This is a genomic window from uncultured Desulfosarcina sp. (assembly GCF_963664155.2).
GTDB lineage: Bacteria > Desulfobacterota > Desulfobacteria > Desulfobacterales > Desulfosarcinaceae > Desulfosarcina.
Window position 1 is genome coordinate 1,764,715 of the sequence record NZ_CAXXXH010000001.1, and the last position, 14,634, is coordinate 1,779,348.

10 protein-coding genes are annotated in these 14,634 nt (G+C 36.2%); 2 read left to right on the forward strand and 8 right to left on the reverse strand.

The genetic code is table 11. The annotated features are described in order from the left end of the window. Positions 1-188: 188 nt before the first annotated feature. The 4 genes from ACHZBS_RS08005 to ACHZBS_RS08020 form a co-directional block, all read right to left on the reverse strand. Positions 189-1,694: a right-handed parallel beta-helix repeat-containing protein gene (locus ACHZBS_RS08005; RefSeq protein WP_319405972.1), complete on the reverse strand. Its 1,506-nt coding sequence runs from the start codon at positions 1,692-1,694 to the stop codon at positions 189-191. Between the two features lie 1,171 nt (positions 1,695-2,865). Then, positions 2,866-3,300 (reverse strand): hypothetical protein, encoded by a 435-nt coding sequence (locus ACHZBS_RS08010; protein WP_319405973.1) that lies wholly within the window; start codon positions 3,298-3,300, stop codon positions 2,866-2,868. 262 nt (positions 3,301-3,562) lie between these two features. Further along, positions 3,563-4,408 carry a sulfotransferase family 2 domain-containing protein gene (locus tag ACHZBS_RS08015; RefSeq protein ID WP_319405974.1) on the reverse strand — a complete coding sequence of 282 codons (846 nt, stop codon included), beginning with the start codon at positions 4,406-4,408 and terminating at the stop codon, positions 3,563-3,565. 404 nt (positions 4,409-4,812) lie between these two features. Then, positions 4,813-6,033, reverse strand: a complete 1,221-nt coding sequence (locus ACHZBS_RS08020; RefSeq protein WP_319405975.1) for a glycosyltransferase — start codon at positions 6,031-6,033, stop codon at positions 4,813-4,815. Positions 6,034-6,925: 892 nt separating this feature from the next. Between ACHZBS_RS08020 and tnpC the strand changes: the two genes are divergently transcribed. Next, positions 6,926-8,317, forward strand: coding sequence for an IS66 family transposase (tnpC, locus tag ACHZBS_RS08025; protein ID WP_319404498.1), 1,392 nt, complete (start codon positions 6,926-6,928; stop codon positions 8,315-8,317). 204 nt (positions 8,318-8,521) lie between these two features. Here tnpC and ACHZBS_RS08030 read toward each other — a convergent pair whose 3' ends face one another. Together ACHZBS_RS08030 and ACHZBS_RS08035 are read right to left on the reverse strand one after the other, a co-directional pair. Beyond that, positions 8,522-9,520, reverse strand: a complete 999-nt coding sequence (locus ACHZBS_RS08030) for an acyltransferase (protein ID WP_319405976.1) — start codon at positions 9,518-9,520, stop codon at positions 8,522-8,524. Positions 9,521-9,561: 41 nt separating this feature from the next. Next, a complete protein-coding gene (locus tag ACHZBS_RS08035) occupies positions 9,562-10,806 on the reverse strand; it encodes an O-antigen ligase family protein (RefSeq protein WP_394707975.1) in 1,245 nt (414 codons plus the stop codon). 891 nt (positions 10,807-11,697) lie between these two features. Between ACHZBS_RS08035 and ACHZBS_RS08040 the strand changes: the two genes are divergently transcribed. Continuing rightward, positions 11,698-11,871, forward strand: a complete 174-nt coding sequence (locus tag ACHZBS_RS08040) for a hypothetical protein (protein ID WP_319405978.1) — start codon at positions 11,698-11,700, stop codon at positions 11,869-11,871. A gap of 72 nt (positions 11,872-11,943) precedes the next feature. Here the strand turns inward: ACHZBS_RS08040 and ACHZBS_RS08045 are convergent, their stop codons facing one another. Then, positions 11,944-12,873, reverse strand: a complete 930-nt coding sequence (locus tag ACHZBS_RS08045) for a glycosyltransferase family 2 protein (protein WP_319405979.1) — start codon at positions 12,871-12,873, stop codon at positions 11,944-11,946. Positions 12,874-12,954: 81 nt separating this feature from the next. Next, complete coding sequence (locus ACHZBS_RS08050; protein WP_319405980.1) at positions 12,955-14,574, reverse strand: hypothetical protein; 1,620 nt, start codon at positions 14,572-14,574, stop codon at positions 12,955-12,957. Positions 14,575-14,634: the final 60 nt, after the last annotated feature.

Below are 14,634 nucleotides of genomic sequence, written 5' to 3' on the forward strand. Positions count from 1 at the left end.
AAATATAAAACGCGGAAAATAGCATGTCACTCCATTTTCATTGGAAATTGTGCCATAATTAGCTATGTCGCACACCAACTATCAGTACCTCATGATATCTAGGAATGACTTGTAGCTTGAAACATTATCAAGTTTTTTCGAAACCTACACCAATAGGTCAGATAAATACATATTTTTACACATAAATCTCAATTTATTGATAATTTAAAATTAATTGGAGCCACTATTTTACCCACCACTATCCCTGTGTGCCATTTTTTTGTAGAATAATCAAATTTTACATCATTAACATTTTTTATGTTATACCATTCAGCTAAATCGTTTAATATCTTTTCAGCCTGTAAAGAGTTAAGCAAAATTTGGCCTTCATTAAAGTTTTCAGTGTTATTGTAATTTGGAGATGGCGTTTCATCTTTTGTCCAAAATTCATTTTTCAGTATATTTACCTTCGCTACTGGCAATAAACCGCTCTCCACAGCTGTCTGAGCTCCTAACTTCGATGTACTACTTTTGATCATTTTGTTATTAAAGATATTGATTTCATCGTAGTTAGAAATTCCCCCACTCCATCCTATATCGAAGTTTGTCCTGTTGTCGGCTAGAATATTATTATAAATATCTGCTTTGGGGATGTTATCGGGAATCATATTAAGTTTGTCATTGTACAATGTATAAATTTTAATGCCTCGATAACAACCGATAACAATATTACTGTAAACTTCTTGATAGCAGTTGTCATTGTTGCCAGTAGGCCATTCGTCTGTTATTCCAATACCATGCATAGAGCTCCACTTGCGTCCATCAGTTTTGGCAATATAGTATGTTGGATCCGATGTTCCAACTACAAGATTGTATCGTATGATAATATGCCCGCCATCATCTTTGTGTGGTGCACAATAGATCCCTGCAGAATAGGTGTCTGAAATAAAGTTATATTCAACCGTACAATCTCCAACAATGATTCCCTCGCCATAGATATTGCTGAGCTTATTATAGCGAATCACAGACCCAGTAGCCTCACAACTCACAAGCCCAATAGCCGCGCCCCATCCCGTATAGATTTTATAAAAATTGAGCTGTTGCCCGTTGTAGAATTCGTTACGTTGAATCGTTGTGTTAAGGGATGTGGCCCCAGGTGATGTACTATTACCAATACTCGTCGCTCCAGAATCATGAAACACACAATCCTGGACTGTCATACCGTTTTTTGATGTGATAATCCCCATTCCGTAATTACGCTTAATTTCAATATTCTCAATCGTAGCATTTGGTGAATTAACTGAAATAACGGCATGCCAGCGGTATGGTGATGGATCAATGATCCCAGCAGGTGGGTTTGAGAAATCGATCTCGCCATCAAAAACTGGTTTTTTACCACTTCCATAATCTGTAATTGTAACGGTCCCAGATGAAATTTTTAGTACGCCATTTATTGCCCAATCAAACGCCCATATGTCCCCCCGGTCAAAGTATAGAGTTGCGATGTCAGAGCTCGAAAGTTTGGCCAGCATGGCATTGGCTTTTGATAGGCTTTTCCAAGGACTAAGCTTAGAACCGTTGTTGTATTGATCGTTTCCAATTGGATTTCCAGTACTATCATCAGAGAAATACCAATGATATGTCTGGGCGTTTGAATATGATGACAACAAAAAGATAATGAGAATTGTATAAAAGGTTGTTTTAACAAGTTTCATCGGTTGGAATCTCCTGCTTGTATAGTATTGCAATTTTATTATTAAATATTTGAAGTGTATTTTTTTTAAAAAGAAAGTTTTTACGTTTTAAAAAAATTCTCCCTTTATAACATTTGGTTGAAAGAAAAGAGATTATGAATTGTCATACTGCCCTCAAAAATAAACAAACATTCTAAAAAAGTAACATAAACACTTTTCATATGCAATTTTGTTGCCATCAAGTAACGATTTAAGCCAAGATGTTTTTTTTCCTGTAAATACAGGTAGCTTAGAAATAAAATAGTAAAATATGACAAGATGAATAGAATGGATTTCAGATCCGTAAAGATGTTCTGAGAAATTTTCGTGCATTTTTGTACCCAAAATGAAAAATTTTGTTCCGTCTAAAATTTGGGTATTGGCCGTTGGGACCCAAAAAACGTACATTGTGAAACCTTTGCATAACCCACTAAATATCGCTAATATCAGCAGCGGCTTTTTGGATTTGTTTCCAGAATATTGATAAAACTTCTTCGAAGCTTATATCCTATTGTTTTTACATGATATATTTTAAATAATATTTTTCAACCTTTTCAACCATTTAAGAATCAGACGGGTTTCAAAAAAATTGACGGCTCTCCCACATTCACCGATTTCATTCTCAAATATTCTATGGACAAAATCCGTTGCCTGGCACGCCGACACGCCTTACTGAAATTGCCGAATCCATTAATTGTTGAAGCATCGCTGCAATCCTTTATGGGTCATTATCAGATCGGAATCAGCAATCAGGGCGCCGATAAATATCTGCCATTGTTGCTGTTCAAATGATTGGCCCGTCAAATAATGGTCAACAACCCAACTTTTGAGTGCATATTTGAAAGATCTCTCGGTACTTTTTGGAAAAATTTACCACCTTGTCTACAATGGACAAAAGAGGCTGATATTTAAAACTATCAATATGTTAATTAATGATTCAGGCCAAAAATATTAGTAGGATATGATAATGGGTAAGAAACGGAAAACACACAGTTTACAGTTCAAAGGTAAAAATCGCACTGGTTTCAATTCAGAGTAGGATGAAACCACCTCTCAGATTGCCATGCGATTCAGTGTTTACCCAACAATAATTCCTACCCCTGAACAACAAATGCTTGACGGTGCTGCTGATATTTATGACTGTGCTGCATCGCTAATTATGACAATATTTCGGCAAAAAATGGGGTAACACTTTTTCCGGTTTGCGGATGACGATCATCCGGTTTCTCTCCATCCATTTTCTGGCAGCCACGCGCCATGCGGTCGGATCGATTCCATTCTTGCCGGCGCGTGCAGAGATGTCAACGGCCAGATCGAAAATCCAGTCATAGGCCTCCTTTCGCTGACGTTTGGTGCGGCGCAATCGTGAAGAAGAAAAATAGGCACGGCAGGCATTCTTGCCGGACAGGCTGCGCCGGGGACGATGATTCCATGCATGGGCCGCGTTGTCCACTTGCAGTTCCAATTCCCGATCGGAGTCGGCCGCATGTTTCCATGTGCACAGCCAGGTTTTCAGTTCCCCCTGGCTGTGTTCGATAGCCCCGTTATAACTGGGGGTGTAATAGGGGCTGTTGATGGGGATGACCATGTGTTCCTCAAGAACGTCGTTGACCGAAGCGTGATTCGGGTTGCCGGCGTTGTCCCGCTTGATAAACAGCAGCGGATCGCCCCCGCTTGTCCCTTTTCTGCGGTTTTCTTTTGCGGTGAGTTCCCATGAATAACACTCCTTTCTCCTTGTTTTCTAGTTACCGGAGTGTTACCCATTTTTTGCGAAATCAGATTGTCAGAAATTGGAAATTAGGACAATCGTCCCATCAGGCTGTTCTGCCATTGAAATCCATCTCTTCGTTTTAATATGAACCTTTAATATCGAGGCCATTTTTATACCTCAAAAAACTAAAAATTGGACCATAATATAAGTTTCTATATAATTTCCCGATCAATTCATTTTTCATTTGATAATGATATGAATTTTCAAAATCTATATTTTTTTCATTCGTTGTTAACAATGCAGCTTCTTTTTGTTTCTGAAAAATGTAGTTTTTGGCATAGGAATATAATTCTATGTCATTTCTATTATTGAATAAAATTTCTTTCTTATATTTTTCTAATTTTTGATCAATGTTTACTTTTAAAAAGTTATTCTTTGCTACATTTTTTTTCTTATATTCACAATTAAATTCATATGGAGATAGCTTAATTTTTAGTAAAGCCAAAAAATAATCGAAATTTTCTAGAACGCCGACTAAAAAAAATTCATCACTTAAAATCCGCTTAGCTTCCTGAATTATCGGTGCACCAGCGATTTTTTTTGTTTGAAAATCACGCATGGAGTCTAATTTTAAAAAATCTTCAAATTTAATGTTTTTTTTCAACACTTTAACCCAGTATTGATAATGTGAAATATATCTTTCAACTGGATCACGAAGAATAGTAACATATCTTATGTGAGGAATATAAGTTGCCAAGTTACTGAATGGTTTAATGCTATGACCTGATATTGCTTGAGTGAATGGATTAATTTTTAATATTAATTTTAAGTCATCAACACTAAATATTCCTTTGTTTTTTTTATTTAAAGGTGCGACACGGCAATGTTTATATTTGAAATTATTTTCTAAGATTCTAATAAAGGTTTGTCCAGCTGCTTTTTCAATGTGGACAAATGCGATAAGATTTTCAATATTTTTTTTCATTGTTAATCCAGTAATAATACTTTTTAGATATAATATTCGGAGACTTGAAAATGCATTTTTTAAAATTTTTATTTAAAATTAAAATTCCAGAAAGTGAAACATAATTCAATAGGTTATTAGATAAAAACCTTCTTAAAGTTCTTTTTGAATTACATATTATTAATTATTTCTTAAGCGCATTAATTTTAAATTTAAATTATGATTATACGCTATAAGCGGGTAAATATTTAAAGTTTTTGTAATTGATTGTAGGGTCTTTAACAAAAAAGAGCCTTACGTTTCGATATAAGAACAAGAAAATGTTCGTTGAATCTTACAAAGGAATTTCTATGCAACATTTATAGTTTGATTAAAAAGTTATTTAAAATTTTTGTATTGAGTAATTTTTTCCTCAATATAAAAATTTAAATTAGATGGAGAAATTCAATATAACGAAATGCTATTTTCTCCCAATTGTAATTTTCAATATTTTTATAAGTGTATTTATTTTTATTTGATATTAAACACTTCAATCCAACAATAATTGATAAATCATTGTCTATTTCACTAAATACTCCACAATCCAACTCATTAATTAGCTGGGCTACAGAGGAATTTTTAGATGCAACTGCAAATATTGGTTTTCTAACACTCAAATAGTCGAATAATTTGAATGGAATTGCATATTCTACATCGGAACCAGAAGGAAGAAACAGAAAGTCAGAACCCTTTAAATATTGAATAACTTTGCTATATGAAACTTTGGAATGTTCTACGATTATCTCATCAAGAGAATATTGTTGAATGAGTCTTCGGTCAATATCATTTAGATTTCCAAAGATATGTAATTGAAAATTTTTTCTATCAATTGTCCCGTCTTTAACGAGGGTAGCAAAGGGTTTCAAGATCAAAGATAGTTGTCGCTCACCGTAAAAATTCCCTGTATAAATCATAATATTATCGGTGGATCCTAATTTAATTGGTCTAACCCCATTTTTTGGATAAAATCCATTTGTAATAATCGAATATGGTTTATCTAAATTTTCATGAAAATTGCTGAAAAACTTTTCACGCATCAATCCGGAACAAAAAACGTAACCATCCGCTCGTTTAATAGCAATTTTTTCAAAAAATGAATTAGATTTCTTCTTAAAATAATTCTGGTTAACCCAATCATGGGTGGACCAAGGGTCGCGATAGTCAAATATAATTTTAGCTTTGCTGAAAATTGAAAGAAGGACGCCGATCATCATAGGGGAAAAAGGAGGACCTGTAATGATAACTTTTGAAATATTATATTTTTTATATATTTTATATGCTTTAATAAATGCAGGAATTATCCATCCACTATAGGGATCAAGAACGCAAAGGTAATCCCTCCATAAGCTATAGAAAATCCTTGAAATAAAATTAGGACTATTTTTTGTTGGAAACGAAGGGTACATCTTCACTCGGTGAATTGTTCCCCCGCCCCAAAGAGTATTATCCTTATCTAAAATTTGTTTTTCATCCATTGTTAATATATGTAAATTTTTATAGGTATTTTCGAATATTTTTGATAAAAATGTAAATCGTTTTCCACCAACTCGTTGGTCAGGCGCAAACAAGATACTAATTATCAGTAATCCATTATCAGTTTCTTTCATGAATTAATTATCCTGCAAATTCTAATTGATGAGATTTTTTTGTATTGAGTTTAAAGATTTATTCAAATATTTTTCAGCTTATAAGATCATATCCATAAAAATTACAATATTTAATATTTTTTTAGGCATCCAATATTCAATAATAACTTCTGACTATGGTAACGTAATCAAAATACGATCAATCCTGTTAATGGCAATGAAATAATAATATCTTAAGAGTACGAAATTTACAAAGGGTATGTTTAGGCAATTAATTAATTCATTAATCACTTTTAAAATTTTAAATTACTTTTTCTTTAACAAATTAAATCAAAACAGAGAATATCAATGCTTAACTCTGTTTCGAACGCCCATTTAAGAATATTGTGAAAATAGATCGATTTCTTAATGGTGAGAATGAAGTCGTTAAATCCCACACTGGTGGCAAACGCATCAATTGCAAAATATGGCTTAACGCGCACAAGAAGACCCACCTATGTTTGTTCATCTTTAGAAGTGTTGTCAAGTTTGCGCACCGAAGTTGTTCCAGCTTATTCCTAAGGAAACGCTACGGGGAATTATTGAGAAACATTGAGTCTAATACTCCGCCGCTTGCCCCGAAAAAATTCATTCAATTATTCGCTGATCCCCCTCTGCTTGCCTCGAAGAAATTCATTCTCGGCCGTTTTGAAAATGACAGGATTATTCTTTTTAATAATTGTTTGTACTAATTTGTTCGTATATGTTACCAAAACAATGGTATCAAATCCTTGTAAGCATTCACGGGGTACTTTGAGGATCCAACTGGTCTCGCAACCCCCCGAAATCAAAGCACAAAAAATAGATCATAACTAACCGAAATAATACAAAATAAATCTAGATTTTTCTTTTTGACTATGGTAGAGTGCTTTTCATGGCACTCAAAAGACCCTTTTCGGAACTCGATTGGCAACTGACACCAGAGCCGGTGCGACAGTATATCATGGCTCTGGAACGGATGCTTTTCGATATGGAACAGCGGATTGTAGCCCACGAAAAGCGGCTGGAGAAGCTTGAGGTTCGGTCCAGCAAAAATTCTCATAACTCCAGTAAGCCGCCGTCATCCGATCCGCCCTTTAGCAGGCAAAAGAGAAAACAGAAAAAGAGTACACGTGCAAAAGGCGGTCAGAAAGGCCACAAGCCGCATCAGCGGCAGATGCTGGATCCGACCGAGAGCCATTGGTTGATGCCGACGCGCTGCGCATGCGGGCATGCGCAGTTCGATCCGCAAAAGATGCAGCCGTTTTATGCGCATCAGCATATCGAGCTACCCGAAATCGAAATGCAAATCAGCCACTATATTCTCCAGCAATGTGACTGTCCCAACTGCGGCAGGACGGTCAAGGCCGCGCTACCTTCTGACGTATCCACCGGTTATGGGCCGCGCTTTACCGCGCTTATCGGAGAATTGAGTGGGATCAAGGCCATGAGCCGCAACGACGTCAAGCAGTTGTGTGAGTCGGTTCTGGGCATCGGGATTGCCACCGGAACCATCCAGAAGCTTGTCGACCGCACGTCAAATGCGCTATTGCCGGCCTACGAACGCATCGGCCGGGTCGCCCGACGCTTTTGGTGCAACTACATCGACGAAACTTCCTGGTTTAAGGAAAACGACCTGCACTGGTTGTGGGCCATGGCCAACGAACGGGTGGCGTTTTATCGCATCGACCCGCATCGCTCCAAGGAAGCTTTCGAAAAACTGGTCCGGGATTGGGACGGGATTCTGGTCAGCGATGGTTACGGCCTATATCGAAAATGGGTTAACCGCCAAACCTGCCTGGCCCATCTGATCCGCAAAGCCGATGCCCTGGCGGAACGAAAGAAAACCGATCTTTGCCGCTTCGGAGAAATCGTCGCCGCCTGGCTGAGGCAACTGGTATCGTTTGCCAAAGAACCTCCCGACCCGGAAATGTGGTCGGATTTTTATACGTTCTTTTTGTTTACCGTCTCCGTTTGGGAGAAGGACAAGACCGACGCCGGAAAACTCGCCCGGCAGATTGTTCGCGAAATGGACAGTCTGTGGACCTTTCTCGATCACCATGGCATTGAACCGACCAACAACCGTGCCGAACGGGCACTGCGCTTTGGGGTGCTATGGCGAAAGCGCAGCCTGGGCACCCAAAGCGAAAAGGGAAACCGGTGGGTCGAAAGGATATTATCCCTGAAAGAAACCTGCCGTCTAAATGCAAAACCGACGTTCCCGTTCCTCGTGGAATGTATTACTTCCTATTTTCGAAGGTCGACGCCCAATCTCTCCTGGATTTAATTCAAACTGGAATATCCCGTGAACGCGTACAAATCCTTTATGCATTAATAAAAACGGTGCCAATAAAATTCAAAGGAATTGCTGAGTAGTTTTATTTGAATTTGAATGACTGCTAATTCTATTTTCAATAACATTAACGAAAATGTACCTAATATGTTATTAAATAAACCTCTATCATAGTCTATAGCCTAAAGAACATTTACTTTAAATAGAATATCCTAAAAATGCTTTCAAATATTTCATTTTTTTTTGAAATATTTTTTTAATAAATATTGGCAATAAAACAGAGAATATAAAAAATACCGGAACAAAGAATTGAAGGTCTTTAACGGAAAAATGATAATAACGTGTTAATGTTAAATATATGATCCCAACAATAGTCATATTTTGCAAATAAATTGGAAAAGCATTTTTGCCTATTTTTTCAAAAATATATGCAAATTTATTATTAATAAGCGAAATCCATAATATCACAATAATTGCAACAAAACTCAAAATTATTTTGCTAAAATCATAAAGATAATAGTCCGTTATAAATATTATTATTAAAATCAGAAAAAAGTATTTTCCAAACTTCTTAATGTTTGAAATTATTATTTGCCTATAATCAACATATACCATCCCAATCAAGAACCATGGTAAATATTTTATATATAATCTCAGAGAAAGAAAATTGGGAAATGGTAAAAAAGTAAGGATATAGCAGAAAAAAATAATAATTATTCTATAGTTTCTCTTAATCAAACGAAGTGCTAACGGAATTGTAGCATAAAAAATAAAAAGGACATGTAAAAACCATAAAAAGGTTGAATAAGAATTTATAGGTTTGAATAGTACTATTATAATATATCCATATTGCTTTTCTAAAAACAGATTTTTATCTGGGGAAAAAATAAATTCACCTATAAAAAAAATCAATGCAAAGAAAAAATAGGGTGGCCCAAATTTTTTCAGTTTTGATAATAGAAAATTTGAGTAAGAAAATGACGTAGAGTCAATATCTTTAGTGTAAAAAAAAAGGATGCCTGTAAGAAAAAAAAACACATTCATATGAAACTTATAGATAAGCGTTCGTAAAGATGAATACCAATAAATTTCTCCAGTATTTAAAAATGCCATATGACCAAAAATTACCAAGCTAGTAGTAATTCCAATAGCTATATCAATTTCCGATAACCTTTTAATGCGATTTTCCTTCCTCAAAAAGTAAAAATATTTTTTTTATTATTATTTCCATTAAGTACTTAAACTTTATTTTCTTTTAAAAATTGAGAAAATCTTAAAATTACTGCAGAATAAAACCAAAATAAAACACTCGAACCTTCACCATTTACAAATATTAGCGAGATTGAATACCCTATTAATCCTGATAAATAATTAACCAAAATAATTTTTTCTGACCTTTTAAAGGTGTTGTTGAAAACCTTATATGTCTGTTTAAACAAAGAAATTTGAATCAATAAATATGAAAAAATGCCAATCAAACCGAAATCCACGAGATATTGTAAATATCTGTTGTGTGCTACTGCAGTAATTCCCTTTCTTTTTTCAAGCAAAATACTAAATGAATTAAAACCACTACCAAATATAGGGCTTTCAGCGAATATATTCAATCCCTCTGTCCAGATCGTGGACCGGCCATGACTATATTTATTAATGTCAGCACTGCTCTCAGGAATTATTTTATCTTTATAATCTTCAATAAAAGTTTCTGGTAACATCAATATTGGGACTAATAAAAGTGAACAAAAAAGTATTATATACTTTAGTCTTTTTTTACTCTTTAAAGAGTTTTTTATTAGTATAAAATAAAATAAGCTGGCTATTAATAAAGATATAAAACCACCTCTTGACCCTGTCATTAAAAAGGCCATTAAACTAATTATTAAGCAAACTAAACTACTATACTTATGCATTTTATTTTTGCTAATTATAAATGAAGAAAAGAAAGTGAACAAGAACAATAACATATATGCTGCGTAGTCGTTTGGGTTACCGAAACCAGAGGATTCTCCATAATTTCTTTTGTGAATTCCTGGGATATCAACAAAATCAAACCAATCGATAAGCATGATACTATTACAAAACATAAAAAATACAATTAATCCAGAAAGAGATCTCAAACAATATTTTTTTCCATCTAAAATGTTATAAAAAACAACGAAAATTATAAACCCTTCAGACCAATTTTTTAGATAAAATATTTCATGGATTATTTTCACACCCCTAACTTCCGGATTAAGTATTTTTACAAATATAGAAACAATAGCTATAAAAAACATTATTAACAAATACTTGTAAATTTCATTCCATACCAAAAATTTTTTTCTTTTTATCGCAATTATACACCACAATAAAAGTGCGAAGTAGATCGTCGCATTCACAAGGCTTAAACCGACTAAATTACTAATTTTAAATTTCAATACAAGATCAGACCAGAATGAAAAAATTAGAAAATATGTACAAATAGTTATACACAAACCAATCATTAAATTCGCCTTTAAAATTCAGAGGAAACTATAATTCAAATATTATATTAATGTATTTTCAGCTATTTTAGGCCAATCATATTTTTCTTCATATGATTGAACGTGTTAAGCACGTTGATGAATCATCTCTGTCAACGCCTCCTCTATTGCATGAGGATCTTGAATAATAGAGAAATGACCACACGGTATGTCCTCCATCAATCCCTCGACCGCCGATCTTTTGGGGGATACCGTTAATATTGGCCTGTTGACCATCAGGTAGGCAAAAACTTTATACAGCATCGCATACTTGTGCTCTTTCACAAATGGAAGGAATAGGGTTTCACCACCTTTTTTGCGTTTCAATAAATTCTTATAGGGAATTGCAGCCCTGACGCGGATGACGGAATCCTGTTAGAAAGATTGAATTGTTTTTCTATCCTACGGCGGGATCATCCCATTGATGATAAACTCGAAATTTTCTGTACAGATTTTTCTTTTTGATCATGTTTGAAAAAAACTCCAGAAATAATATCATGGTTTCTCCCACCATAAAAATTTCCGACATAAAGCATCGTGATTTTTTTCATGGCCAGACAACGGGGCAATCGTTTGAAAGGTTTCCATATACCCATTTGTCAAAACATAAAGCTGAGTTCCTTTGCCTATCCAGCGAACCCACCAGCATGGATGTATATCGTGGCGCCATGGCGATGATTACCCTAATTTTTCTATTTTTTTTAATCTTTATTGCCTGGATAAGTGCAGGCAGAATCCATCCACTGAAATGGTCCAGCATGAATAGATGATTTTCCCACAAACGTGTACGAATTCTTTTCAAAATATTTTTACTGCCCATTGAGTATGAGGGAACCATCAGCACGCGATTGATGATGCCTGCTGGAGGGAGTAATGGATCTTTTTTACCGGAATCTGGCTTTTTGGAATGGTCAAGACATGGACGCTGGCATAGTGGTTAGAGAAAAACTCGACCAAATTGCCAAACCTTTTGGCGCCAACTTTGTTGTCCGGGTAATAAAAAAGCAGAATGACCAATATCTTTTTTTATTTTTTAACATTATTTGAAAATTAGAACCACGAGTTCAAAGAAGATATGATGTTTAAACAGAGCGAAGCATCAACAATTTCTATTAGAGGCTAATTCCGATTCCCATTCAACAACCAGGCCGGTATCAGGCAGCGGAGAAAATATTTTACCCATTCACCGTTTTTTTTATATGGAAATGAATGGAGAAGGTACTGTTTTGCCATGTCTTTTTTCTTTGACTGGATTAGCCCGGCAACGTGGGAAAAACACATACCCATGCCTTTGTTCTCATAGTGTTTTACCGTTCGGCGAAAATCGTTGTTCAACACAATATATAGCTGACTCATGCGTCGAGAACCGTAGGTTTTGTTTTCTGAAGATTTGAATGCACTGTTCGGAACGTCCACGACGCTGTACAGTGGGGTAGGGTCAACAATAACCCTTGGCCTGACCAAGGCGCAACGGATCATTATATCCGTGATTTCAAAACAATGAATATCTTCACGGAAGCCTTTCAGCAGGCTCCATATCAAATCTTTTTTTACGCACAGCCCGTTGATGTGGATTCCACTGATATCTAGATCCAACAGTGCATTATTGATGACTATTGGTTCACCGTTAATGGGGGCACCTGCTAAATTCTTAAATCCTCTAAAATTCGAATCATCACCACTTTTCAGGTCGAAGGCTGATATCAACCAGTCAATATCCGGGTGATCCAGAAGCAAGCGCGCGTTTTGTTCCAATTTAAATTCATAGTAGTAATCATCAGCATCTATGAAAGTGACGTACTGGCCGGTTGCTTCCTCTATTCCACGGTTTCTCGCAATGCTTGGTCCGGAATTTTGTTGACGAAAAAGTCTTATTTTGGGGTTGTTATCCGGGATTTCGAAGATTGATCCATCGGTGGAACCGTCATCGACGACGATCAATTCAAAATCATGAAAACTCTGGCGCATTATACTATTCACAGCTCGTTTGACATAGGGCTGCTTATTGTACAATGGCATGATGATGCTGAAAAAGGGGGTTTCAGACATTTTTCCGATAAGTCGTTGTTGATGAGAAAAGGTTTGAGTGTCCAGGAATCATTGAGAGTTAAATAACCAATAAACCATCGATTATTTAATGCAATAATTCTGTTTTGCTTTTTCAATCCCCCAGATAAATTTACCTGTCGAAAAAGACACATTTTTATTCTTTTTCAAAAACTGGTACAGGTCGTTTTCTGAGTCTCTACTCAAAGCGCTGCTGATCTTTTCTATTTCACTTTTAATCACATGTGTCTTGCTGATATGTGATAAAAGCTTTTCTTTTAAATTTTGAAAAACCATTAATTGATTTCTAATTATACTTCTCTGCTTTTCTGGAATTAAATGCTTGATTTTTATTATGAATTTTTCTTTTTTGCTTGATGTTTTTCTTTTCGGCTTTTTATTGGTCAGGTTAAAAACGCCGGACGCTTTTTTCTGTTGCCCAAATAGATGTCGGGGGACATTCTCTTCGGTTAAAATTCTTGTCGGAATCGGTCGATCATAATTCTCACTTCCATTTGACCATTTTTTCATTTCATCCGAATAAGAAATGGCTTTGACCAGTGGATCCTTGGTGGCGCCCATTGAAGGAAGAATAAAATGTATGAACCCAGCCCTCAAACGGAATTCAGTATAGGCGGAACCATCAGTCCACAACGTTTTTAGCTGGTTATTATTGAAATCATTGTCCATGTTCCAGATGTGGCCGCCATAATAGCCGGTTACGAGAATCCGCGCTTTCAAATATTTTTCAAGCGACAGGATATACAGCCCCGCACTTGCGAATCCCGCCGAAAGAACCTCGCCTTCGATAAATTTTCTGTCTGATTGCAAATAATCCATTTTATCTATTTCTGTAATTTTTAATGACAGCTTTTTCGCTATCTCCGCACCGCTGTCTATCCCCCCATTATTTGAAAAGGTTAACGCGTCTTCGCACCCGTTTCTCCTGGCGAACACAGAGGAACAGGCCGAATCATATCCCGTGGAGAGGGTGGTAATCGGGGAATATTTTATCTTCCGGTTCGTGTCTTCTGCATTGTTGAACACACCAGCCGTTCGATCATCCAGAAAGTTTTTATATGAATTGAAATTTTTAAAATGGGCGTCATCGGGATCGCGTTTGAAGCTTTCCGATACAGACAAGTCGTCGTTTATCACTACATTTCGGTGGTAATACAGATGAAGATGGTGACCGGCTTTTAACGGCATTTGTTTAACATAAGAACGAATCCCGTTTTTTATGGTCCACAGCCCTTCATTGTATTTGCCGTAATTTTCATCGAGCTGGCAACCGGATTTGATCAATAAAAATACGATTGAATTTGAAATAAATATTTCACTATCTTTTTTGATCAAAAACAGTTTTTCCCACTTGTGCGTCGGCGTGGAAAAAACAACTGACTGGTCTGATAATAGCCGTCCGCCTGATCCGAAGAACACATCCGATTCATCGAATTTGCCCTCAATGAATTTTCCTGGCCATGCGCCCTCCACAAAGAAATCCGGCGCCGTCTCCACCCATGCGCCATGGTAGATAGCTATGGTAGATTCTTTCTTTTTTAAATGGGCAAGCCACGCCAATGCAGGAATGCTTTTCTGCTCGTGAAAATCGAATGTAAATTTGTGGTCCGTTTCATTGGGTTTGTTTTTCATCGGGCTCCATTCATGGTTCAGTGTTGACTGGCCGATGGTCATTTTTTTCAAGGCCGATGCCTGCGCAACTCGTCATTGTCAATTATAGGCGGCTCAAGGGCAGATAACCCG